Source organism: Vampirovibrio sp., from assembly GCF_041737375.1.
Lineage (GTDB): Bacteria > Cyanobacteriota > Vampirovibrionia > Vampirovibrionales > Vampirovibrionaceae > Vampirovibrio.
On sequence record NZ_JBGSRV010000010.1, the window covers coordinates 16554 to 39694 of the forward strand.

Here is a 23141-nt window from a genome sequence, read left to right on the forward strand (position 1 = left end):
ATCCTGAAATGATTGATCCCCAAGTTTGAGGCTACATTTCTTTTTCTTCCTGCAACACCCGAATGGAAGCGGCCGTAACCCCGTCCAGGGCGTTTAAATTTCGGGAAAGCACGTTCACATCGGCATGTAAGCCACGCAAGTCAATGGTGTAGGTCATGCTGGCGGTTTGAGACTCTGGGTGACGCTGCAGTTTGACCTCCACCGTTTTAGAAGGAAAACTACGCTCCAGCCATTGCTCAACAACAGGAACGCTGCTATCCCGCGCGGTGACCTGTACCTTAAGCAGGTTAAACTTTTTGAGGTACTTTTTAAACATGGTGCGCTCCAGCCCACCAATAATAAACAGCACCAAAAACGAAAACAGGGTAGCCACAATGGCCAACTGATAAGAGCCTACCCCCAGCAACATGCCGATACTGGCCATCATCCAAAGGCTGGCGGCGGTGGTTAAACCCCGAATATTGGCCCCGTGGCGCAACACGGCCCCGCCGCCTATAAAACCGATTCCTGGCACAATCTGGGCCGCAATACGGGCCGGATCCCGAACCAGCCGAAAGGTGGTGTTGGGATCGGCGTTGATGTAGGTCAGCCCTTGTCCCATATCGGTAATGGAAACAATGGTAAACACCGTAGCACCCAGGCAAACCAGAATATGGGTTCTCAACCCGGCGGACTGCTGGGTATACTCCCGTTCCATACCCACCACAGACCCCAATAGCAGGGCTAGAAACAGTCTCAGTATTGACTCTTGCAGGCTTAATTCCATGAAATGCGCTTAAAATCCTAACCTATTAATACCCTGGCCACCCGTTGGAATCCGCCAAACCGGCACCCGGAAAAAAGCTCCTACTCCACACTTGATTGTATCAGCCAAAGCCTCGCGCGACAAAGGCCAATTACACATTAATCCCTTTAATAATAATTGGATTCCTCTTCCAGAGAGGCTTGGTGGAAATAACGATCCACCAGATTGGAAATACTGTTAGACAAAATGCGGTTGTTTTGAGCCATGTAGCCCAAACCATTCAAATCGTCGACCAGCTCATAGCTCAACTCAGCGGGCTTTGCCTTTTGAGAAGCCCGTTTTTGGGGCGCTTCTAACCCAATAGCCTCCGGTGGCAGGTTGGGCTGCTCCGAAACCCGATTTGAAGACAGTGAATGCTGAGCCATAGGCGTTTCCAGGCAGATATCTGGCAAAGCAGCAGAGGCAGAAGGCGCAAAAACAGGGGCCACTTCCAAGCTATACAAGCTATAAGAGTGATAAGGGATCGGACTTTTTTCGTTCAACTGAATGGACAGCCTGACCCTATCAGGCGCCTCCCGGTTAAACCAGTCTTCCGTAGATTCAGCAATATTTTTAACCCGACTCCCCAGTTTCAGGGCTTCCTGACGAAGCACTTCCTGAGTTTGGGCCAGCACGGCCATGCGGCTCAGCTCGCCAGTAGTCGCATTGGAAGCCGCTTCAGGCTTGGCTCTGGCCACCGATTTTGAATGCGTTTTTTCTTCGCCCAAAGCGGGCTTTGGCTTACTGCTACGCCCTGAACTAGTCACCACATCTAAAAACGAGCCTTGAATAGGCGTGGTAAAAATATCATCCAGCCCACGAATATCGTCTTTTAATCCGAGGGAAACCACGGGCGTTTTACGATGACCCGGAATCACCGTCACCGTCCTTTTTTGGGCCGCAATCCAGGGGTTAGACTTGTTAACGCTCAAACGAATGGGGCGCTCGTCCTTAGTAGTATCGGCAGACCAACGCTCACCTAAGGCCCCGTGAATTTTCTGGAGGCGAATAGGCTCAGTGGCCTCAAGCAATAGCACCGCTTCCTTTTTGCGCTTCTTTTTACCGGATGCCAAATGCGTCAAACGGGTTTGGGTATAAGTCAGCCGGTTATGGATAGCGGGCAAGAGGGCCTGACCCCATAAAATCACGCAGGTTTGGCCAATCATATGAAAAACCGGATAAATGGTTTGCTCCCAAAAATCATGAAAAGTTTCTCGAAAATCATTGAACAGCGGTGCCCAGCCATGACCGAACGCAGACCAGGCCAATGGATCAAGCTGATTTTCAGACTCCTTAAACAATCGTGTCATTTACGGCTCCAACTGAACGCACTCAAAAACGCGTGATTCATTCAAAAAAGGATCTTGTCAAAAAATTGGATCGACTTGAATCGATAAAGATTAGATGAAAATTCAAAAGATGGATCAGATCTTGAACCATTCTCATTGTAGCCGCAGAAGTTCAGCGGTGCTATCCCCCAAAAATGGGAGAACCCGACTAACGCTGACCCTGTAATGCTTTTCAGGCGATTGGTCGCCGGTAAACCAGTTGGCCACAGATATAGGTGGCCTCCACCAGTCGATCATCGCCTTGATAAATGAGGGTGGAAAGCAGACGCTTCGCCTGATTGGCCTGTTTGTTAACTTTTTGTGAATTCAGGCAGGATTTGGCAGAAAGGTCCAGGATCAAAAAGTCAGCCTCCTTTCCCGGTTCAAAGTTACCCAAGCGGTTTTGCTGATCCAGTGCGATGGCTCCACCCAGTGTGGCGAGATAAAACAGGGTTTTCAGCGGAATGAGCGTGTCGGCCTGCATATATTGGGCGTCTTTCATGACTTTGAATAAAGACAATTCTGGCCCGGCGCCCACATCCGAGCCCAAGCCCAAGCGTAGTTGACGGTTTAACACTTCCATCAATCGAAAACGACCACTTTTCAGAAAGAAATTAGAGCCGGGACAATGTGCCAAGGAGGCATCCAGCCCTTGCAGGCGGGTTAACTCATCGTCACTCAAGTGAATGCCGTGCGCCAAAATGGTTCGCCCCCCTAGCAACCCAAAGCGCTCATAAACGGCAGTATAATCCTCAGCCCATGGAAACTGGCCTTTCACGGCTTCAATTTCCGTTAACTGCTCGGACAAGTGCGTATGCAGATACACATCCGGGTATTTTTGCCGCAACGCACCAATTCCCGATAACAGAGCCTCGCTACTGGTTAGGGCAAACCGGGGAACCCAGGCGTATTGAAGCCGCCCATCGGCTTGACCATGCCAGTTTTGGCACAGCGCTTCTGTTTCAGCCAACAATTGCGGCGCGGATCGCAACAGAGAGGCAGGGGCGTTCACATCCATTAAATTCTGCCCCATCACCACCCGATTACCCAGACGCTGGGCGGTTTCAAAAGCAATTTGACTGGCGGACGGGTGAGAAGTCAAAAATACAGCGGCCAGCGTGGTTCCATTGGCCAGCAACGCTTTAAAAAACCACTCGCTGACAGATTGGGCGTAGGAATCATCCGCAAAGCGGCTTTCTTCCGCAAAAATATGGGTTTCCAGCCACGACAACAAATTTTCCGCCTGACAACCGGCCACCGCCATTTGAGGCAGATGCACATGGGCATCCACAAAACCGGGTACCAGCAAGTTTTGAGGAGAAAGCTGAACCACCTCAAACCCATTGGCGGTTACCAACGATTTTACGGCTTGCCAATCATCGCAGTTTACAATGGTACCAGCCGCATCCACCAACAGCCCGCCGTCCGCCAAAAACCGCACATCATCCCGACTGAACGCATGCATGATTGGCCCTCGGTAGGCGTAGTTCTTGGCGGGCAGTCTGTTCAGGTTTGACATGAGACGTTTAAGCGATCCTTTTGGGTTGTGTGGTTGGAGGGTTCGGGTTTTCAAGGGTGGTACACAAAGGTGATCAAAATGGATCAAGGCAAATTAAAACCAACCCTGCTATCTATCTCACTCTATTATCTCGCTGAATCGGAGGCTTGAGCGGATTGGTTTAAAACCATGCAAAACCTTGGTGATTTTATCACAAAGGCCCAATCCATTTCAACAAAAGTCAAACCCGGCTTTGGGTGACAGGCCCGGTATAAACCAGTTCTTGGCGGGAAAACCCCATGCTTTTGTTTCACAGCGGATCAATCAATAAAGCGAAATTTGACCAATGCCTTCAAAGCCCAAAGCCCATCCACCCAGGTAATTTTCTTACCTTCGTGAAAAGCACGGCCCTGATAAGAAATAGGTGCTTCGGCGATGCGCCATTTCTTTTTTAGTATTTTGGCGGTGATTTCCGGCTCAAAATCAAAGCGGTTTGAGCGGATTTTAATGCTTTTGATGATATCCGCTCGAAATACCTTGTAACAGGTTTCCATATCGGTAATACGAGTTTGGTACAGCACATTGGTGACCAAGGTCAGAAATTTGTTGCCCAAATAATGAAGTCCGGCAAAGGCCTCGTTGGATTTTCCGTTACTCAGGCGGCTGCCATAAACCACATCGGCCTGATTATCCACAATCATTCGAATCAAGGGCGGGTAATCTCGGGGATCGTACTCCAGATCGGCATCCTGAATGGCCACGATATCCCCGGAGGCCACATCGATTGCCGTTCGCAGCGCAGCGCCTTTGCCCATGTTCTGGGCATGGTAAATAATGCGATATTCGGGGTTGCTGGTTTCCAGCGAACGCAGAATGTCACGGGTGCCATCCTCAGAGCCATCATCCACAATGACCAGTTCCTTTTCAAGTCCGCAAAAATCAACGGACTCCACTCGGCCCAACAGTATTTCCAGAGAATCCACCTCGTTATAAACCGGAATTAAAAGACTGATTTTCCGACTTGGCTTGTTCATTCAATTTTCCACTGCCCTCAAAGCGAGGGTCACCAACGATTTTAAAAAAGAGAAACGATTCAGACAGAACACCAGTAAAGGGATGAAAAAACAGCCCGCTAACAACCGTTTTTCTAAAGCATAACCGTCCGAATTCAAAATTCGGCGATTTTTATAGAGTAAACCTGCCCGACGAACGATCCTTTGAGTGATTTGAGAGCATATCATAAGGGCCACCGGAAAGAGATGGGTTGCTCCTTATCCCTAAAGGGCTTTAAACTTCGTTACATGAGCAAATGAACTCCACAGAAAGACGCTAGAGGCAAACGCACCGTTATTTCACACTTCACAAAAATTAGGGCAATAAATGAACTGGATGGCATTTATTACTTTCGTAAGGAAGCCATTGAAAAAATTTTTCTTGAAAACTGAAGGTGACACTGTAGAATTTCAATCCTGTACCTTTTTAATTTCAATCCCCCACCGTCGTTACCCACCCCCAACCAGAAAGGGACTCAACCAAATTGAACGTGAACACAGATTCCACGGTCGTCAACCTAGGACGGCACCTTTTGGCAGAGTTTTATGACTGCAATCCAAACATCCTGAATAACCTGCAACGGGTTGAAGAAGCCATGAACGGCGCGGCTGTCGCTTGTGGCGCCACTATTGTGGATACCAAATTCCACCACTTCAGCCCCTACGGTGTCAGCGGCGCAGTCATTATCGCAGAATCACACCTGGCCATTCATACCTGGCCTGAATATGGCTATGCAGCAGTGGACTTGTTCACTTGCGGTACCAGTTGCGACCCAAAGCTGGCGTACGAGTATCTTCAAGAGAAGTTTTGTTCCGGGTCGGCCTACTTTTCCGAATTAAAGCGGGGGTTGATTAACCTGACCACCCAAAAAATGATTGAATCCCCTTTTCAGCTTGAGGCACAAATGTCCACCACCACAGCAGAGCCTCACATTATCGGTTCCCAGCACCAACCCCAGCCTCAGGAGGTTTAAAAGAGACTATGACTATGGTACGTTCCGAATTTGGCCCTCACCTGATGCTGGATTGTCGTGGCTGCAACCTCGAAAAAATCAGCAACCTTGAATTTGTATTCAAGTTTATGAATGAATTGCCAGACCGCATTGGCATGACCAAAATTACCCAGCCTTACGTTTTTCCTTACGAAGGTTTGATTCCCGAAGACAGGGGCATCACCGGCACCGTGATCATCGCCGAATCCCACATCACCTTTCACTCCTTTGTGGACAAAGACTATTTTTTCTTTGACGTGTTTAGCTGCAAACACTTTGACGTGGACGCGGTGGCTAAAATCGTGACGGAAACCTTTGAGGTCCAGCACGTAGAACGTCATGAAGCCACCCGTGGACTGGATTTCCCCCGCAGTCTGGAAGAAAGAGTACCCCTGGTAGCAACGGTTTAAGTCCTACGGCGGGAAACTACAACGGTTCCCACCGCCCAGGCGCCTTTCTTTGCAGGAGTATTCAAGGTATCCTCCTGTTAATCATTGCAGTTTTTGAACATTGGAGGAAATACGCATGGATTTATGGGTCAGAGAACGGTTTCAGGATCGAACCGAGTTAGGCTACAAGGTTTCCAGCGTATTGCACCATTCCGTGTCCGATTTTCAGGAAGTGGATGTGGTTGATACCGTGGCTTTGGGTCGCATGCTGTTTCTGGATGGCATGGTGATGACCTCGGAGCGGGATGAGTTTATCTATCACGAAATGATTGCCCATATTCCCATGCTGGCCCACCCCAACCCCAAAAACGTGCTGGTCATTGGTGGCGGGGACGGCGGCACCATACGGGAAGTGTTAAAACACCCTTCCGTGGCACGGGCGGTGTTGTGTGAAATTGATGGTGAAGTGATTGAGGTTTGCAAAAAATATCTGCCTTCTATCGCAGGCAAACTGGATGATCCCAAAGTGGAAATTGAAGTGCGGGATGGGGCTGCCTACATTGCGGAACACCCCAATACCTTCGATGTGATTTTGATTGATTCCACCGATCCCATTGGCCCCGGTGAAAAACTGTTTACCCAGGAGTTTTACACCCATGTGCTGGCCGCTTTAACAGAAAACGGCATTATGGCCTGCCAAAGCGAATCGCCGGTGGCCGTTCCCGATGAGTGCATCCGGATCAATCGCCTGCTGAAATCGGTGTTCCCCTATGTGCAGCCTTACACGGCTTGTATCCCTTCCTATCCGGGCGGGCAGTGGACCTGGAGCTTCTGCTCCAAAGGGCTGAAGCCTTTGGAAAACATCAATGCCCCGGTGGCGAGCGAACTGGAAAAAACCTGTCGCTTCTACAATCAAGAGATTCACAAAACCGTATTTGTATTGCCCAACTACGTGAAAGCGATTTTTAACCCTGAGCCTGCCGGAGTGGCCGGTTAATGCTGCGTGGCCCGTTTATTCCCCGCAGCTGGATGGGCGCTTGTGAAGACTACACCCAGGCAGACTGGGTTTTGGTGGGCTTGCCCTACGATGGCACCACCTCCTTCCGTCCCGGCACCCGCTTTGGCCCTGCGGCCATTCGAGATGCCAGTTGGGGGCTGGAAACCTACTCGCCGCTGCAACATGCCGAATTAAGCGGCGTCAACTATTTTGATGCAGGAGAACTGGAATTTCCCTGCGGCAACCGGGACGCCATTCTGACCATGATTCGGGAAAACGCCCGGGACGTACTGGCCGCCAATAAGCGCTGGCTGGGTCTGGGCGGGGAGCATTTGGTCACCTTTCCGGTGATTGAGGCCTATGTGGAAAAATACCCGGATTTGGCCGTATTACACTTTGATGCCCACGCCGATTTGCGGGATGACTATTTGGGCGAAAAACTGTCTCACGCTACCGTGCTTCGCCGGGTGACCGAGCTGATTGGCCCGGAGCGACTGGTGCAAATTGGCATTCGTTCCGGCCCCAAAGAAGAATTTGAGTGGATGCGCCACAATGGCACTTTGCTGGAAACCAAAGCGGATATCGCTCGGGGCTTGCAGCGTTTGAGCGGACGCCCGGTGTTTTTGACCATTGATTTAGACGTGCTGGACCCTTCCATTCTTTGCGGCACAGGCACCCCTGAACCCGGCGGAATGAGCTTTAGCACCTTCATTGAATGGCTACTGCCCTTTCAGGGCTTGAACTTCGTGGGGGCTGATGTGGTGGAGCTTTCTCCGCACTATGATCCCTCCGGTGTTTCCAACGTGGTAGCGGCCAAAGTAGTTCGGGAAGTAATATTGCTGGGCACCCCCGCCTCATTGATCGATGTCCCACAGGCCGCAATGGCCAGCGGCTCCGCATTGCGTTAAGCCCTCACACAAAAAAACAATGATTAAAGCCCCGGCTTACGCAGCGGGGCTTTTTTACGGCCTGAGTTTTTCCCAATAACGCAGCGAAGTTTTGTAATAAAAAACCCCGGTCTGTCCATACCGGGGCGGTTATTCGCGCTGCTCGCAATAAAATGGAATGGCATTCAAACAAATTCAAATCAGGGCGATTGGCCCTCAGCCAGAGAGATCGAGGGGTTCATCCCCGCTCCCAGCAAAAGCTGAGGGCGATCTTTTAAAAATCGCCATAAAAAAGCTTGCCGATGAAAGGCCGCTAATTCATCCAGAGCAACCGGCTCCCAATCCGAAAAAATACAACCAGTCCCGGTCCATCGGCTTTCTCGATTGGATTCCTCCAAAGCCAGGGCCACATCAGCCGCTGACAAGCTCAGGGCATGAGTGATTGCAAAAGGCGCCACGGCCCATTCAATAGCGATATCCCGCATGAAGCTGATCTCCCAAAAATGGGTAAAAAATATCGATAGCCCGATGAGAATAAGCGAACACGGCAGTTCGCTGTCAACTTGCACTAACGCCTGTGGTAGGTAAATCCAGCGTTTTTAAATAGACGCAAGGATTTAATACCCAGAGCCCTTATTTTTTAATCAGCCCTTTTTGAAGAATATTGAAAAACGGCTTATTCAGGCTTGGGAACAATGCCAGCGGCCACAAAGGCGGGTGGTTTGCTGCCCCAGCGGGTGCTTTCATCGTATTGCACCCCTTCAAAATTGGCCCATTCAATTGCAGCGTCTCTAAAGTCTGCGCTTTTAACGATGGCGCCGGTAAAATCAGCGTCCTGAAACTCACATTTCTGTAAATTGGCTCGGGTCAGATTGGCGTCTTTAAAATCGGTTTGACCAGCCTGAGAGCCAGTTAAAACCGCTTCAACCAAAGAGGCGCCACCCAACTTGGCTTCCCGCAAATCGCAGTGCAGCAAATCCGCTTCTTCCAGGTTGGCCATATAAAAATCGGTTTCCCGGCAAGAGGAGCGGGACAAATCGGCCATAATCAACACCGCATCGTTCATGCAAGCCAAATCAAAAGTACAGCCGGTTAAATCGGCCACACTAAAGTTAATGGCGGTCAGGTCCTTGGCCGTAAAATCCAGCCCGGAAAGATCGATGGGACGATACTCCTGAGAACGACGGTAATTGTTAAACGCTTCCACGCCGTCCCGGATAATGAGTTCAAAAATTTGCGCTTTATTGAGCGACTTATCAGCATAATGATTCATGGATGCGATTAAAGCCGAAACCGGGCCATTTTGCAAACAGCACCACTATTTTTTATAAAATCTCAAAAATCTTTTGGCGTCTATAAGGGGGTCAATGCCCTCAGTCCGGTGCGGTGGTTGTTGGAATGCGGGTGCTTTTACGGGATAATAAGGCCATAAAAACAGCGCTCGTCGTTCCGTTAACCAGATTTACAATCAGGAAAGTACGCCGCCATGCTTGCCACTCTTTCGCCGGAAACCCAGTCTCTGCTGAAATCCCTGAACATTACCGAAGGGGAATACCAGAAAATTTGCAACCATCTGCACCGGGAACCCAACGCCAATGAAATCGCCATGTTCAGCGTGTTGTGGAGCGAGCATTGTTGCTACAAAAATTCCCGGCATTTGTTAAGGCTGCTGCCCAATAAAGGCCCCCGAGTGGTGGCTGGCCCCGGAGAAAACGCGGGCATTATTGATATTGGGGACGGCATTCAGATTGCTTTTAAAATTGAAAGCCACAACCACCCCACGGCGGTAGAACCGTTTCAAGGGGCCGCCACAGGCGTGGGCGGTATTTTACGAGATATTTTCACCATGAACGCCCGCCCCATCGCCAACCTGAATTCGTTGCGGTTTGGGCCGCTGAGTTTTATCGATCGCAATGACACCGATCCCACCAAAACCCACAACCGCTTTTTGTTTGCCAACGCCGTTAATGGCATTGGGCATTACGGCAACTGCGTGGGCGTTCCCACGGTGGGCGGAGAAGTTTTTTTTGACGAATGCTACAGCGGCAATCCGCTGGTCAACGCCATGGCCGTTGGCATTTTATACGAGGGCGAGGAAATGCCTTCCGCAGCCAGAGGGGTGGGCAACCCCGTGCTCTATGTGGGTTCGGCCACCGGCAAGGATGGCATGGGCGGGGCGGCCTTTGCCAGCAAGGAGCTGGATGAAAACAGCAACGAGGACCGTCCAGCGGTTCAGGTGGGTGATCCGTTTGCCGAAAAGATTTTGATTGAAGCCTGTCTGGAAGCCTTTGCCACCGGTTGCATCGTTGCTGCCCAGGATATGGGCGCCGCCGGGTTAACCAGTTCCAGTTGCGAAATGGCTGCCAAGGGCAACGTGGGCATGATTATGGATTTGGACAAAGTACCGGCCCGTGAACCGGACATGCAGCCCCATGAGTACCTGCTGTCGGAATCGCAGGAGCGGATGCTGATGGTGCTGGAAAAAGGGCGAGAGCAGCCGGTTTTGGATGTGTTCGCCAAATGGCGCATTCCTGCCGTGATTGTGGGCGAAATTACCGAGAACGAAAACATCCAGATTTTCCACCAAGGGGAAAAGGTGGTGGATTTACCCGCCAAGCTGCTGGCCGATTTGGCCCCTTCCTACAACCGGGGCATGAATCCCATAGAGCCGGAAACCGCCAAAAACCGGCGCTTGGTAGATGTAAAGGCCGCACTGCCCGACATTCAGCTCAGTGAGACCGCCGAGTGGCTGCACCGCCTATTTGCCTCTCCCAACATCGCAAGGCCCACCGGAGTTATCAACCAGTACGACCGCCACGTTCAGAACAATACCCTGCTGGCCTCTGAAAATCTGGGGGCGGGGGTGATTCGGATTCGTCAAAAAGATGGCGCATTCTCAGGAAAAGCCCTGGCCATGACCGTGGACTGCAACGCCCGCTATGTATTTTTAGAACCCTATCGGGGCAGCATGTTCGCCGTATCGCAAGCCTGCCGCAACCTGGTTTGCACCGGGGCCTTGCCCTTAGCGGTGAGCGATAACCTGAACTTCGGCAACCCGGAAAAGCCGGATATTTACTATCAGCTTTTCTACGCCGTACAAGGCATTAAAGACGCCTGTGAGGTGTTTGAAACACCGGTAATCAGCGGCAACGTCAGTTTGTACAACGAGCATTCTGGTGAGCCCATTTACCCCACCCCAACCATCGCCATGATTGGCCTGATTGAGGATGACCGCCAGGTCATGACGCCCGCCCTGCGGGAAGCGGGGCTGAAACTGGCTTTGCTGGGTCGCTTTAAGCCTCAGCTGGGCGGTAGTGAATACCAAAAGCTGCGGAGCGGCAAGGTGGAAGGCCCCCCACCGGAAGTGGACCTGAATCATGAAAAACGGGCCATGGATCTGGTGCTGTCCCTGATTGAACATCAGCACATTCAGGCCGTGCAGGATGTTTCCATTGGCGGCTTGCTGCCCACCCTGCTGGAAATGACCTTTGAGCATGAAGTAGGCCTTGAGCTGAAAATCAGTGATTTAGCCCCCGAACTGCGCTTGGAAGAACGCCTTTTTGGCGAAACCGGCGGCACTTACATTGTGGCCTATCGTCCTGATCAGGAAGAAGCGTTAAAAGCCCGCTGCGGCGAAATGATGGACTGGATGCCACTGGGACACACAGTGGACGGTTTTACGCTCATTCTGGATCAACAACAGCCCGCCATCCCGCTTGCCCCCCTTAAAACCTTGTGGAGCCAGACCCTTGCCATCCTTTAACAGTTCTACTACGCCTGACAGCGCCTCCGAGAAAGCCCCGGATACCACATTATCCGCCGGGATGACCGATATGGTCCCCTACAAGTCCATTAACGAAGAATGCGGCGTTTTTGGCATTCTGGATAAAAACTCGGCAGGGCTGGGCCATACCCTGTATTTCGGCCTGTATGCCCTTCAGCACCGGGGACAGGAAAGCTGCGGCATGGCAGTGTTTGATAACCACCAACTGCGCATCCACAAGGAAATGGGGCTGGTCAATCAGGTGTTCAACGAATCCCTGCTAGACAGCATGAGCGGCCAAATCGGAATTGGCCACACCCGCTACTCCACCACCGGGGCCAGTAATCTAGACAACGCCCAACCTGTGGTGGCCCGGAGCCCGTTTGGAGGCATTACGCTGGCCCACAATGGCAATTTAATCAATACCGAAGCGCTGCGAGACTTTTTAAAACAGCATCAATATCTGGTTCATGGCAGCAGTGATAGCCACTTGATGCTGATTTACATTAACTACCTGCTAAATCAGGGCAAGCCGTTGAAAGAGGCGGTAAAAGAAGCGCTGGAAGCCTGCGAAGGCGCTTATTCCATCGTGATTTCCACCGGAGATACCCTGATTGCGGCCCGAGACAGACATGGCTTGCGGCCTTTTTGCATGGGACGCACCAAAAATGGCGCCTTGGTGGTGGCCTCGGAAACCTGCGCTTTAGATATTGTGGGCGCTACCTACGAGCGTGATATTGAACCCGGCGAGATTATGATTGCCACCCTCAATGATTATTACGCCGGTTTGGAACTGGATGGCAAAGGGCGCACCGAATCTGTATTTTTGGAAGGCCCCAAAAAAGAACATTTATGCGTATTTGAACTGGTTTATTTCGCCCGCCCTGACAGCCTGATTCACGGGCAATCCGTGTACAACTACCGCATGAATCTGGGGCGTCGTCTGGCCCAGATTTCTCCGGATATTGAGGCTGATATTGTGATTCCGGTTCCCGATTCCGGGAATGTGGCCGCCGTGGGATACAGCCGGGAATCCGGGATTCCTTATGTGGAAGGGCTGATTAAAAACCGCTATGTGGGCCGTACCTTTATTAGCCCCACCCATGAATTGCGGGAAAAAGGCATTCAACTGAAACTGAACCCCCTGAAAGACGTGCTGAACGGCAAGCGGGTGGTGGTGGTGGATGATTCCATTGTGCGCGGCAATACCAGCCGCAATTTGGTAAAAATGCTGAAAGATTGCGGGGTGAAAGAGCTGCACTTGCGGATTTCTTCAGCCAAGGTCAAGCATCCCTGTTATTACGGCATTGATATGTCTCAGCAAAAAGAGCTGATTGCCAACCAAATGGAAAACACCGAGGCCATTCGGGAGTTTCTGGGCGTTGATTCGCTGGCTTACCTATCCGTTCAGGATATGGCGGAGGTGGCGGGTTATGATGCCCCTTGCACCGCCTGCTTTAGCGGAGATTATCCGGCAGGAAAGCCTGAAACGGTAGATTCCAGCTGCGTGAATACTGCGCTATAAACCCGGTGTTGGGTGTGCTATAGTATTGGCTAACCGCACCTCCGGTATGATCCTTGCGTGGCGCATGGAGGATGAACCTTGTCAGGACGGGAACGTAGCAGCAATAAGTCTACCCCTGCGGGTACTGCAAGGCCGTCAGCCGGAACCGGCATTTGGCAACAAATGACGGGGTGCGGTTTTTAATGGTTCAAGTGAGTAATCAAAAGCACCTTTAAAGTGACTGAACCCGTGACCATCCCCGACGCCCCTTACCATCAACAGCATGCGGATGCCGTCGCCAAAGGCGAGCATTATTATACAGATGCCCAGACCGGTTTTCTGGTGTTCACGTCGCTGTATCACCTGGCACGAGGCTTGTGTTGCGAAAACACCTGCCGCCACTGCCCTTATGACTTTAAGAAGCCCTAAAAAACCTCAGGCGCATCAATCGGTGTGGCCATACCCGCCTTTATCCAGCAATTGAATCCGTTCATCCAGCGTGCGGCTTAAATCCCGAGCCACCTGCCCGAGCCGGGGCGCACCCAAGCCGAAAAGCGGCGCGAATTTTTCCAGTTTAAAAGAAGTCAAAACAATACGATCCGGGTTTTTGACATCGACCAGCAGCTTTGAGCAGTGGAACATCCCGCCACAACGTAGTTCAATGCGATAATCCGCGTTTTCCAGGTTATCGGTCAGGGTTAAATCTGAGGTGGCCGCCATTTCCTTGTCCAGTAATTGCCAAAACAGGGTTTCTTTCACCGGCGGGGTGGGATATTGACCTACCATATTGGGCGGAAAATCACTGGAAAACAGATGTAGCATTTTGCGCCCCATTTGATTACTGACCGCCGGGGTGGCGTAATCCTCTGTATCAGCATCCTGCGCCTGCGCGACCAAAGGTAAGCAGGTACCCACCATCAAGGCGAGACCCAACAGGCTAACGGGAAGATTCAATTGCCAGTTTTTCATGAAGGTTTCAATTGCCTCGCACTTATTAGGGTTTCTGAAAATTAGAAATAAAGCCCGCATTCAACCGGGGACACCATGGCCCCAACAATCCAAAGAAGGCTTTCAAGCCATTCTAGGGTTTGAATCAAGGCAGGGGATCATTCAAGTGGAGGAAACCGCAAAACAGGCATCCAAAAGAAGGCCCACTTTAGACGCCATTCCGACCGGCATAAAATGAAAGCCATCGGCCATGGGTTTTAATTGGTGAACCACATCGGCACAGTAGCGAATACTTTCCAGCACCGGTTGGGAGGAGCGCTCCAGAATCTCAATAAAGCTTTCCGGGATGTTGACCCCCACAATTTCCTGATTCATACGGCGGGCCGCTTGCGCGGATCGGGGGGGAATAATGCCCAATAGCAACTTGGGAGGCTGACAACCCAATTCATGCCCAATATCCTGAAGCAAGGCCAGGGTCTGTTCCACGGGTTCGGGGTGATACACCGGCTGGGTTTGAAAAAAATGAATTTCCCGCTCAATTTTTTGCTTTAAGCGCAACTGCTGAGCCCGGTTCCCCAGTTTAAACGGATTAATGGCCGCCCCAATGGTAAAATCGGTACCTTGGCCCTTCAGCGCCTGACCACAAGCGTCTTTGCCGTTATTCATGGTTTTCATCAAATCCAGCAAACGCACCGATTCCAGGTGAAACACCTGCTTGGCGAATTCTTTCTGATCACCAATTTGCACCGGATCGCCGGTGAGGGCCAGCACGTTTCTTAAGCCCAGGGCGTATCCGCCTAACAAATCCGCTTGCAGGGCAATCAGGTTTCGATCCCGGCAGGTGAGCTGCCACACGGCTTCAATGCCAGTATGATCCTGAATCAGCTTGGAGGTGGCCATGGAACTCATCTTCAGCATGGATAGCTGACAATCCGGCACGTTAATGGCATCCACTTTGCCTTTTAAGGCCAGCGCGTTTTCAAGTAAGCGGGTCACATCGGTCCCCTTGGGGGGCGATAGTTCCACGGTGATGACCGGCTGCCCGGACGCTAACTTATCCCGAAGCGACAACGTGCCAAGTTCCTTACTGCATGCCTCAACTCAAACGCCGAAAATGTCGGCAAGCCCTGCTATCCTCAATTTAAAAAACTAACATTCATACTGAATGAACATTTCTTTTATTTTAGCAAAAGCAAAAGGCTTCCGGTGATTCAACACCACCGAAAGCCTGTTTGAAATTGTAAATGAAAGGATTTAAACCGCCAAAGCCGCTTCTGGCGTTAAATTGGCTAGACCGGTTGCCGTCTCAAACATTTGAGACACCTGAAACAGCTTTTGCTCAGACAAATGCGGTCCCATAATCTGCAAACCAATGGGCAGATTGCTTTGATCAAAGCCGCAAGGCACGTTAATAGCAGGGATACCCACCAGATTCACCGGAATGGTGGCAATATCGGAAAGATACATACTGACCGGATCGTTGGCCTTTTCCCCAATTTTAAAGGCCGTGGTGGGGGAGGTGGGGCAAATCAGAACATCCACCTGCTGCCAAGCCTTGTCAAATTCGCTTTTTAGCAACTTGCGAACCTTTTGAGCCTTGCCGTAGTATGCATCGTAGTACCCGGAACTCAAAGAGAATGTCCCCAACACAATGCGGCGCTTCACTTCAGGGCCGAAGCCCTCGGCACGGGTTTTGCAGTAAGTCTCGTAAATAGTATTCCCTTCGTTACGCAAACCGTAACGAACCCCGTCAAATCGAGCTAGGTTAGAGCTGGCCTCGGCAGTGGCAATAATATAGTAGGAAGCCACTGCGTGGCGAATGCTGGGAATCGACAAGGTATGCACCTCGGCACCCAGTTTTTCAAAGGTTTCAACGGCCTTGCGGAAGGATTCAGTCACTTCCGGCTGCATGCCATCGCCGTTAAGCTCGGTAATAATACCCACTTTCAGCTTCTCAACGGGTTTATCAATGTTCTCCAGATAATTCGGCAAGCGATGGTCCAGAGAGGTGGAATCCCGGTTATCAAACCCGCCAATCACTTGCAGGATGGCGGCGGCGTCTTTCACGTTGCGGGCAAAAGGGCTGACCTGATCCAGACTGCTGGCAAACGCCACCAACCCATAGCGGGAAACCAGCCCATAAGTAGGTTTTAAACCAACCAAGCCGCAAAAAGCGGCGGGTTGACGCACGGAACCGCCGGTATCTGAACCCAGAGCCAACAATGTTTGCTGAGAAGCCACCGCCGCGGCGGAACCACCGGAACTACCACCGGGAACCCGTTCCAGATCCCAGGGGTTGCGGGTGAGTTGAGTGGCGCTGTTTTCAGTAGAGCTGCCCATGGCGAACTCATCCAGATTGGCCTTGCCTACAATCGGCAACAAATGGCTTTTCACCTTCAGGGTGACCGTGGCATCATACGGAGAAATATAGCCTTGCAGAATTTTGCTGCTGCAAGTGGTGGGATAGCCTTTAACGTTAATGTTGTCCTTTACGGCCAACGGCACACCGGCCAACAGGGGCAAGGTTTCCCCGGCCTGGACCATGCGATCCACTTCAGCGGCGGTTTCCGCGGCCAGCTCACGGGTTAAAGAAATAAATGCGCCCACGTTTGAGTCCACGGCGTCAATCCGTTTAAAAGTATCTTCCAGAACGGAAACAGCACTTTTTTGGCCGTTTTTAATTTGTTCGTGCAGGGAAAGTGCGCTCAGTTTGTCGGTCATGGCTAGGGTGTCCAATTCTTTCCTATGGGGGCAAATATGACAGGATTGTACCCCAAAGGCCCTTGCAAAGCCTAACCCTTCTTCCTCGCCTCTGAATCCCCCGTCACCTTTGCCCACGTTCTCTCGAACCAAGCTCCCGAGCTTCGGTAATTTTAGTATCAGGATGGGCTTTTTTTCAAAAAACAGATATCTAATCAATATCCAAATTTCATCCAGTACGTAACAAATTGTTGCATTTCAGTCAACTTTCGCCTTCGACTTGTTTTTTTATTAATAGTTAGACACTTTTATGAAACGACACAAGCAAGGGGGTTACTTTTGGCCAGTCCACAGTTATTCCTATCGCTTACCAAAAACTTTTTTCAACGGAACAATCCGGTTGAAACAGTGGTTATGGGAGTCGTTCAGTCGGTGTATAACCTGATAACATTCCAAAGCCGCATGAAATTGCTTAAGTATCGCTACATGCTGGAAGCTCAAAAACTGGAGCGGATTGAAACCACACTGAATCAGTTCAATCCCTACGAAATGCGGGGCAATAAAATGTCCCGGACCTTCTAACAAATCATGCGACGCGCATCTTTTCGGCATCTCTTGCGTTTATGCGGACATGGACTCAACAAGGCACACCAGAGGATAGGAAAAGCCAGCTATGGGCTTTGCGGCAAACCAAGCCAGACTCATGGGCCTGATCTCCCGAAAGGCGGATCTGGAACTTGAAGGGCAATTTATAGAACAGCAAAAAATGTTCTATGCCAATATGAGCAGCGGTGTGTTTAACCTATCCGCCAAGCTGGATCCAAACTCGCCTGCCGCTAAAATTCTGGAAGGCCGCATCAAAAATTTAGAACAGGCCGATAAAATTTTGGACATGCACCTGAAACGCATCACCAACCAGCGGGACGCCATCAGCAAAGACATGGAAAGCCTGGATAAGGTGATTAGCAAAAATATTGAAACCACCTTCGGGCAGATGGGCAAATAAGCCCTCCCATTTTCGCCGCGCAATTTCAGGACGCAAGTTCTCGGCGCAAAATGAAGCTCTCCACAAAATACTTCTGGCCAACCCCGAGTTTCGGCTAGGATAGAATTTGCAGCGATTTGCTGATTGTTATCATGATTGAAATGAGCGTTTATTGTGCCTGCCGCCAAGTACACCCTGAAACAGCCTTCCCAGAAAAAACAGTTCAAGGATGCCCTGCAGAAGCTGCCCGCCACTTCCTGGCTTGAGAAAACCGAGCAGTATTGCGATTATCGACTGGATGGGACAGCGGCCACCGGTTGGCTACGGGCCAAGCAATTCAGCAATGGCACCCTGTATCTGGAGGCCAGCAGCGATTCACTGCTGGACCACATGACCGGCTTGCTGGGCGAAGCGCCCTCCGCTAAAACACCCACCGGGGCCAGCACCCCCAGAGCGGCGAGTTCCGGGAAAAGTCCGGCCAAATCATCGGGCATTATTGACATTCAGGGGTGCTACATTGGCACCGATGAATCGGGGAAAGGCGATTATTTTGGGCCTTTGGTGATTGCAGGCGTGATGGTTACCGATGAAACCATTGCCGAACTGAAGCAACTAGGCGTTATGGACAGCAAAAAACTGACCGATGCCATGATTGGTAGCCTGTACCGGGATTTACTGGATATTGTGGGCGATGATGCCGTAGCCGTGGTGGAAATTGGACCTGCCAAATACAACGCCCTATACGATCGTTTAAAAAGCGGCGGGAAAAACCTGAATCACCTGCTGGCATGGGGCCATGCGGTGGCCATTGAAAAACTGCTGGAGCGTTATCCAGACTGCAACCAGGCCATTGCCGATAAATTCGGGGATGAGCGCTACATCCTGTCTCAATTAAAAGAAAAAGGCAAAGGCATTACCCTGCACCAGACGCCTCGGGCGGAAGCCAACGTGGGAGTAGCCGCGGCCAGTATTGTAGCCCGGTATCGATTCACCCAGGGCATGCGGAACTTATCCGAACAATTTGGCATCCAGCTTCCCTTTGGGGCCAATCCCATTGTGAAACAACGGGCCAGAGCCTTAGTGGCTCAAAGCGGAAAAGACGCGCTGGGACAAGTCGCCAAACTGCACTTTAAAACCACCGCGGAATTGTAAGCGAACACTACTGGGGAATGGTTTTGGCCGGTTGCCTCAAAATTTTGCTGTCAGGCAAGTTGGGATTGGGCGGGGTCAGCGGGGGCGGCTCGCTTTGAAGCGATTCAACCGGTACGATGGCTGGTTCAGCGGGCAAGGTGATCACCTCAAAGGTTTCACCCGGCACAATAAAACCCAACTTGTCTCTGGCTGTAAAAGAAACGCTTAACTCCGCCCGTGTATCGTAGGTTTTGCCATCGGTGGCTTGAATGCTGTTGAAAATGATCTGATAGGTTCGACCCGTGGAAGCCTCCTGAACAGTTCCTCGAACCATGCTCCCTCTGGGAATGGTTTCTACGGCGTTGATTAACTGAAACCGAATGCGCCCGCCCGCTTTCAGCCGTTCCTCCAAAATACCCGTAGACGGTGAGATCACCAACTTCAAACCGGCAGGTAACTGAGGATTCACCTGATCACTGGCGGTGACAGGGGTTCGCCGCTCTTTCAAGAACATCATGTAGGCCACAAAAGGGGCCAGCCCTTGGGGTGTTACCGTTTCAGCCACCGGCTCAAACCGGGTTTGATGCCGCCAGGTTTTTTCAAAAAAACGGGATTGGGCCATCTTGGCCACCGCATTGTACAGTTCCGGTGTCAGCATGGCTCGCTCTGGAATATTTCGCAGCAAATGCGCCGCTCGGGGGGCTTCCAGTGGAGGGCCGGTAATGGCTCGTGAGATGACCAAATAAAGCTCGCCATACGTTATGGGCTTATCGGGGTAATAAAAGCCGTGATCCTGCTGATATTCCATTAATTTTTTTTCACGAGCCACCTCAATGGGCATATAAGCAGGGTTTTCCAGCGGTACATCCCGGTAAAAGGGAAACTGGCTTAGCAAGGTAGTGTCATAAGCCATGGCCTTTACCATCACTTCCGCCAATTGGGCGCGAGTCACCGGCTGGGTTTGCGCCAGCAATGCCTGAGAAAAAATTTTCTTTTGACTCACTTCCTGCACAGGATCGGCAGGCTGAATGCCGAAAGCAGGTGTTCCACCGCCCCTTTTTGGCTGCGTGGGCAAGGGCTGCAAGCTGGGCGGCTGACCCTCAATATTCATCATTTCAGGCGAAATTTTAACCTTGGGGGGCAGTTCTTGGGCGGGGGGCTTTTTTTTAAAAAAAGGAAAAGCGTAAGCCGCCGGAAAACACAAACTGGCCGACAAGCCCAAGGGCAAAACGGTTTTACAAATTATTTTTAAGTAATTTTTGCCTGATTTCATCCAGAATCTCCCTGACTTGAATTTCAGTCTGGTGAATATCACGGGAATTGTCAATAATCCGATCGCTCAAGCTGGCCTTCTTCTCCTGGGGCCATTGAGAGTCCACCAGATGGAGGGCTTCTACCTGAGTCAGCATGTTACGACTTTTTAACCGCTCGATTTGAATACTATTTTGGGCTGTTACCATCCAGACTTCATCAAACAGATGACGGGTATCATCTTCCAGCAAGGTGGGAGATTCCACCGCCCGGATATAGCTACCGACCGAACTGTACAAAAATCGTTTCATTTCATCCCGAATCACGGGGGTTAGCTTTTCATCAAAAAGCGCCTTTTTAGCGGGATCGGTATATAACACACGAGAAAGGGCCTTTCGGGAAAGACGTCCCCGGTTATCAACCACTCCACCACCAAAGTGATCAGTCAGTCGGATAGAAAGCCGTTCAGGGTTGTCGGAAAGCAGGTTCATGGCGGCCTCTTCCGCATCCAGCGTACTGACCCCATTGCGCTGAAGCACGGTGCGCACCAAAGTTTTTCCGGTGCAAACATTGCCGGTAATGCCAATTTTAAAACTGATGTTGCGCTTTCCCGTCATCCGTTCATCCCTGTTTACGCTTGCCTGCTTACGACTGAAAGATCACGTACAATGAAATCAATGTCGGCAATACCCATTTTAAGGAACCCGTTTTAAAGACATCATGGATACGCTGCCACTACGTGAGTCCTATATCAATCATATCACCTCACCCGTAGTCGTTATAAACAACGGGGGAAATTGCGTATGGGGCAACCTTGCTGGCAATCAGCATTTTGGCAACACCGTCATTCTGGCGGAATCGTGTAACCCGCAGGCCAATTTATCCATTCCGCAACTACTGGCCAGCCTGCTAAAAAATAAAACACCCTGCTTGCTGGCAACGGCGGGGCCAATAATCCGGTTATCGCCGCTCGTGGATGAAAAGCAAGGATTGCCGGACTCCCAGGAATTACAAGGGCTCTTGGAATGGCTGCCAAATACCAGCCCGGACTCCGGCCAGGAAAAACTGCGCATTCTGCAGGAAGTAAGTCAGGCCGTCAATTCATCCCTGATTATGGAAGATATTTTTGAGGCGCTGGGCGAGGTTTTACGCAACCACATTCCCTATCAGGAAGCGGTGATTGTTATTTTAGACGACTCCCAGAACGGGATTAAAATTCTGGTTCGTATTTTTGAGAACGGCGATCTGGAAATCAGTGGGGAGCATAATACATTTGCCGGGTACGAGCCGCTGGTTAACCAGATCTTGCTATCCCCAGCCTCCCGCCTGTACCGAAAGGATGATTTACCCGCCTCTTTTTTGATTGCCGAAAACGCGGCCTGCGCGCTGGTGGTTCCCCTGATTAATAAAGGCGTTGCCATTGGCATGATTGCCATGTCCACCTCTCGGGAAGGTGGATTTCATCACTATCAGGAAGAACTACTCACTGAGGTATCCGCTCAACTGGCCGTGGCGGTTGAAAACGCCAAATTTTACTGGCAAACACAGGCTCAGGCCAGCCGAGAGTTTTTAATTAACCAGCTTACCCGTTCCATCCGGCAATCGCTGGATATTGATATTATTTTAGGCACAGCGGTAACCGAACTGGGCAAGGTCATGGGCATCAGCCGTTGCTTTATCCGCTATTTTGCCCCGGATGGGCCAGAAAAAGCATTTCAGTACCAACTGCCCGGCACCCGACGACTGGCTGGAGACGAGGTATTTTCAGAGAAATCCGTCTTTCATTTGCGGAAAGACCAGCCCTATAACCCGTTCATTTTGAATGACGTGCGGGATTGCCCCCCGCAAATAGCGCCACCCGGTTACTTTGAAACCGTTGACATTAAATCGCTGGCCATTGTGCCCATCCTGATTCGGGATGAACTGGTAGGCACCATTACCCTGCACCAGTGTGACGCTTACCGTTCCTGGGTGATTGAGGACATTGAACTGCTGAAGGCGCTGGCCGAGCATTTGGGCGTGGCCCTGTATCAGGCACAGCTTTTTCTGGTGCTGGATCAGCGCACCAAAGCGCTGGAACAAACCCTGGAAGAGCTGCAACAGGCTCAACTCTACCTCATTCAGTCTGAAAAAATGGCGGTACTGGGCCAGTTTGTGGCCGGAATCGCCCACGAGGTGAATACCCCGCTGGGCACCATGATCAGCAACAATTCAACCCTAAAGGTTTGTGTCGATAAACTCAGGCAACTGACTCAAGCCAGCGCTGCCGAGCAAAGCGGCTTATCGGCCGAGCAACTGTTTGAAAGCGTGGAAAGCTTGCTTTCTCTCAACAAACTGGCCTCCTCCCGAATTCAGGATATTGTAAAAAATCTGCGCAATTTTGCCCGTCTGGATGAATCGGAACTAAAAACCGTTGACCTGCGGGAAGGCATTGAAAGCACCATTTTGCTGGTGCAAAGCTCTCTGAACTCCAACATCGAAGTGGTTCGCAACTATGCCCCGGACGTGCCGATGGTGCGCTGCTACCCCGGCCTTTTGAATCAGGTATTCATGAATTTAATTGTGAACGCCTCCCACGCCATTCAGGAGGTGAGTGTCCATTCCGGGAAAAAACACGCCATTACCATTCAAACCAGCTATGACCCGGCCGCTGAAACCGTGACCGTTAAAATTCAGGATACCGGCAAAGGCATTACCCCGGAGAACTTAACCAAAGTGTTTGATCCCGGCTTTACCACCAAGGGGGCCGGGGTGGGAACCGGACTGGGACTGGCCTTATGCTACCGCATTGTGGAAAAACACCAGGGACGGATTTCATTAACCAGCGTGGTGAACGAAGGCACTCTTTTTTCGGTAGAAATTCCGGCCCGAACGCTGAATAAGCGCCCTTGATGATTTTTGTATTGGCGATATGATATTAGTTCTGATTTAA

Annotated in this window: 22 protein-coding genes and 1 other RNA gene; 12 read left to right on the top strand and 11 right to left on the bottom strand. The window is 51.0% G+C overall.

The window, feature by feature from the left end:
* Nucleotides 1-31: 31 nt before the first annotated feature.
* The 4 genes from ACEW81_RS05005 to ACEW81_RS05020 all read right to left on the bottom strand — a co-directional run bounded on the left by ACEW81_RS05005 (nt 32) and on the right by ACEW81_RS05020 (nt 4644).
* Nucleotides 32-766 carry an MgtC/SapB family protein gene (locus ACEW81_RS05005; protein ID WP_373531871.1) on the bottom strand — a complete coding sequence of 245 codons (735 nt, stop codon included), beginning with the start codon at nt 764-766 and terminating at the stop codon, nt 32-34.
* A 146-nt stretch (nt 767-912) separates the two neighbouring features.
* Nucleotides 913-2094: a hypothetical protein gene (locus ACEW81_RS05010; RefSeq protein ID WP_373531872.1), complete on the bottom strand. Its 1182-nt coding sequence runs from the start codon at nt 2092-2094 to the stop codon at nt 913-915.
* Nucleotides 2095-2305: 211 nt separating this feature from the next.
* Nucleotides 2306-3631, bottom strand: a complete 1326-nt coding sequence (guaD, locus tag ACEW81_RS05015) for a guanine deaminase (protein WP_373531873.1) — start codon at nt 3629-3631, stop codon at nt 2306-2308.
* A 299-nt stretch (nt 3632-3930) separates the two neighbouring features.
* Nucleotides 3931-4644 (bottom strand): glycosyltransferase family 2 protein, encoded by a 714-nt coding sequence (locus ACEW81_RS05020; RefSeq protein WP_373531874.1) that lies wholly within the window; start codon nt 4642-4644, stop codon nt 3931-3933.
* 509 nt (nt 4645-5153) lie between these two features.
* Between ACEW81_RS05020 and speD (ACEW81_RS05025) the strand changes: the two genes are divergently transcribed.
* From speD (ACEW81_RS05025) to speB, 4 genes are all read left to right on the top strand, one after another.
* Entirely contained in the window at nt 5154-5636 is a 483-nt protein-coding gene (gene speD, locus ACEW81_RS05025; protein WP_373532487.1) for an adenosylmethionine decarboxylase, read from the top strand.
* A 14-nt stretch (nt 5637-5650) separates the two neighbouring features.
* Nucleotides 5651-6064 (top strand): S-adenosylmethionine decarboxylase, encoded by a 414-nt coding sequence (speD, locus tag ACEW81_RS05030; RefSeq protein WP_373531875.1) that lies wholly within the window; start codon nt 5651-5653, stop codon nt 6062-6064.
* 115 nt (nt 6065-6179) lie between these two features.
* On the top strand, nt 6180-7040 hold the full coding sequence (gene speE / locus ACEW81_RS05035; RefSeq protein WP_373531876.1) for a polyamine aminopropyltransferase: 861 nt from the start codon (nt 6180-6182) through the stop codon (nt 7038-7040).
* Nucleotides 7040-7948 (top strand): agmatinase, encoded by a 909-nt coding sequence (speB, locus tag ACEW81_RS05040; RefSeq protein WP_373531877.1) that lies wholly within the window; start codon nt 7040-7042, stop codon nt 7946-7948. Before speE ends, speB begins: the two co-directional genes overlap by 1 nt.
* Nucleotides 7949-8127: 179 nt before the next feature.
* Here the strand turns inward: speB and ACEW81_RS05045 are convergent, their stop codons facing one another.
* Both ACEW81_RS05045 and ACEW81_RS05050 read right to left on the bottom strand, forming a co-directional pair.
* Complete coding sequence (locus ACEW81_RS05045; RefSeq protein WP_373531878.1) at nt 8128-8412, bottom strand: hypothetical protein; 285 nt, start codon at nt 8410-8412, stop codon at nt 8128-8130.
* 191 nt (nt 8413-8603) lie between these two features.
* A complete protein-coding gene (locus tag ACEW81_RS05050; RefSeq protein WP_373531879.1) occupies nt 8604-9236 on the bottom strand; it encodes a pentapeptide repeat-containing protein in 633 nt (210 codons plus the stop codon).
* A 177-nt stretch (nt 9237-9413) separates the two neighbouring features.
* Here ACEW81_RS05050 and purL point away from each other — a divergent pair, with 177 nt between their 5' ends.
* The 4 genes from purL to ACEW81_RS05070 all read left to right on the top strand — a co-directional run bounded on the left by purL (nt 9414) and on the right by ACEW81_RS05070 (nt 13623).
* Complete coding sequence (gene purL / locus ACEW81_RS05055) at nt 9414-11690, top strand: phosphoribosylformylglycinamidine synthase subunit PurL (RefSeq protein ID WP_373531880.1); 2277 nt, start codon at nt 9414-9416, stop codon at nt 11688-11690.
* A 61-nt stretch (nt 11691-11751) separates the two neighbouring features.
* Entirely contained in the window at nt 11752-13215 is a 1464-nt protein-coding gene (gene purF / locus ACEW81_RS05060; RefSeq protein WP_373532488.1) for an amidophosphoribosyltransferase, read from the top strand.
* Nucleotides 13216-13259: 44 nt separating this feature from the next.
* An RNA gene (ffs, locus tag ACEW81_RS05065) (signal recognition particle sRNA small type) lies at nt 13260-13359 on the top strand.
* Nucleotides 13360-13443: 84 nt separating this feature from the next.
* Nucleotides 13444-13623: a DUF5522 domain-containing protein gene (locus ACEW81_RS05070; RefSeq protein ID WP_373531881.1), complete on the top strand. Its 180-nt coding sequence runs from the start codon at nt 13444-13446 to the stop codon at nt 13621-13623.
* Nucleotides 13624-13638: 15 nt separating this feature from the next.
* Here ACEW81_RS05070 and ACEW81_RS05075 read toward each other — a convergent pair whose 3' ends face one another.
* The 3 genes from ACEW81_RS05075 to gatA form a co-directional block, all read right to left on the bottom strand.
* Entirely contained in the window at nt 13639-14163 is a 525-nt protein-coding gene (locus ACEW81_RS05075; RefSeq protein WP_373531882.1) for a hypothetical protein, read from the bottom strand.
* 141 nt (nt 14164-14304) lie between these two features.
* On the bottom strand, nt 14305-15213 hold the full coding sequence (locus tag ACEW81_RS05080) for a methylenetetrahydrofolate reductase (RefSeq protein WP_373531883.1): 909 nt from the start codon (nt 15211-15213) through the stop codon (nt 14305-14307).
* A gap of 183 nt (nt 15214-15396) precedes the next feature.
* Nucleotides 15397-16863, bottom strand: coding sequence for an Asp-tRNA(Asn)/Glu-tRNA(Gln) amidotransferase subunit GatA (gatA, locus tag ACEW81_RS05085; protein WP_373531884.1), 1467 nt, complete (start codon nt 16861-16863; stop codon nt 15397-15399).
* A gap of 318 nt (nt 16864-17181) precedes the next feature.
* Between gatA and ACEW81_RS05090 the strand changes: the two genes are divergently transcribed.
* The 3 genes from ACEW81_RS05090 to rnhC all read left to right on the top strand — a co-directional run bounded on the left by ACEW81_RS05090 (nt 17182) and on the right by rnhC (nt 18979).
* Nucleotides 17182-17424 (top strand): hypothetical protein, encoded by a 243-nt coding sequence (locus tag ACEW81_RS05090; RefSeq protein WP_373531885.1) that lies wholly within the window; start codon nt 17182-17184, stop codon nt 17422-17424.
* Between the two features lie 91 nt (nt 17425-17515).
* Nucleotides 17516-17848: a hypothetical protein gene (locus ACEW81_RS05095; RefSeq protein ID WP_373531886.1), complete on the top strand. Its 333-nt coding sequence runs from the start codon at nt 17516-17518 to the stop codon at nt 17846-17848.
* 153 nt (nt 17849-18001) lie between these two features.
* The gene (rnhC, locus tag ACEW81_RS05100; protein WP_373531887.1) at nt 18002-18979 is read left to right on the top strand and encodes a ribonuclease HIII; all 978 of its coding nucleotides are present in this window, start codon (nt 18002-18004) and stop codon (nt 18977-18979) included.
* A 7-nt stretch (nt 18980-18986) separates the two neighbouring features.
* Here rnhC and ACEW81_RS05105 read toward each other — a convergent pair whose 3' ends face one another.
* Nucleotides 18987-20231: a hypothetical protein gene (locus ACEW81_RS05105; RefSeq protein WP_373531888.1), complete on the bottom strand. Its 1245-nt coding sequence runs from the start codon at nt 20229-20231 to the stop codon at nt 18987-18989.
* Nucleotides 20194-20826 carry a dephospho-CoA kinase gene (gene coaE / locus ACEW81_RS05110; protein WP_373531889.1) on the bottom strand — a complete coding sequence of 211 codons (633 nt, stop codon included), beginning with the start codon at nt 20824-20826 and terminating at the stop codon, nt 20194-20196. Before coaE ends, ACEW81_RS05105 begins: the two co-directional genes overlap by 38 nt.
* 103 nt (nt 20827-20929) lie before the next feature.
* Here coaE and ACEW81_RS05115 point away from each other — a divergent pair, with 103 nt between their 5' ends.
* Nucleotides 20930-23101, top strand: coding sequence for a GAF domain-containing sensor histidine kinase (locus ACEW81_RS05115; protein ID WP_373531890.1), 2172 nt, complete (start codon nt 20930-20932; stop codon nt 23099-23101).
* The last annotated feature ends 40 nt before the right edge of the window (nt 23102-23141 follow it).

Coding starts and splice junctions, on each gene's coding strand:
- speE (WP_373531876.1), top strand. CDS start 6,180: ATGGATTTATGGGTCAGAGAACGGTTTCAGGATCGAACCGAGTTAGGC.
- ACEW81_RS05095 (WP_373531886.1), top strand. CDS start 17,516: ATGGGCTTTGCGGCAAACCAAGCCAGACTCATGGGCCTGATCTCCCGA.
- ACEW81_RS05115 (WP_373531890.1), top strand. CDS start 20,930: ATGGATACGCTGCCACTACGTGAGTCCTATATCAATCATATCACCTCA.
- gatA (WP_373531884.1), bottom strand. CDS start 16,863: ATGACCGACAAACTGAGCGCACTTTCCCTGCACGAACAAATTAAAAAC.
- ACEW81_RS05020 (WP_373531874.1), bottom strand. CDS start 4,644: ATGAACAAGCCAAGTCGGAAAATCAGTCTTTTAATTCCGGTTTATAAC.
- ACEW81_RS05105 (WP_373531888.1), bottom strand. CDS start 20,231: ATGAAATCAGGCAAAAATTACTTAAAAATAATTTGTAAAACCGTTTTG.
- ACEW81_RS05045 (WP_373531878.1), bottom strand. CDS start 8,412: ATGCGGGATATCGCTATTGAATGGGCCGTGGCGCCTTTTGCAATCACT.
- purF (WP_373532488.1), top strand. CDS start 11,752: ATGACCGATATGGTCCCCTACAAGTCCATTAACGAAGAATGCGGCGTT.
- coaE (WP_373531889.1), bottom strand. CDS start 20,826: ATGACGGGAAAGCGCAACATCAGTTTTAAAATTGGCATTACCGGCAAT.
- purL (WP_373531880.1), top strand. CDS start 9,414: ATGCTTGCCACTCTTTCGCCGGAAACCCAGTCTCTGCTGAAATCCCTG.
- ACEW81_RS05075 (WP_373531882.1), bottom strand. CDS start 14,163: ATGAAAAACTGGCAATTGAATCTTCCCGTTAGCCTGTTGGGTCTCGCC.
- speD (WP_373531875.1), top strand. CDS start 5,651: ATGGTACGTTCCGAATTTGGCCCTCACCTGATGCTGGATTGTCGTGGC.
- guaD (WP_373531873.1), bottom strand. CDS start 3,631: ATGTCAAACCTGAACAGACTGCCCGCCAAGAACTACGCCTACCGAGGG.
- ACEW81_RS05010 (WP_373531872.1), bottom strand. CDS start 2,094: ATGACACGATTGTTTAAGGAGTCTGAAAATCAGCTTGATCCATTGGCC.
- ACEW81_RS05005 (WP_373531871.1), bottom strand. CDS start 766: ATGGAATTAAGCCTGCAAGAGTCAATACTGAGACTGTTTCTAGCCCTG.
- speB (WP_373531877.1), top strand. CDS start 7,040: ATGCTGCGTGGCCCGTTTATTCCCCGCAGCTGGATGGGCGCTTGTGAA.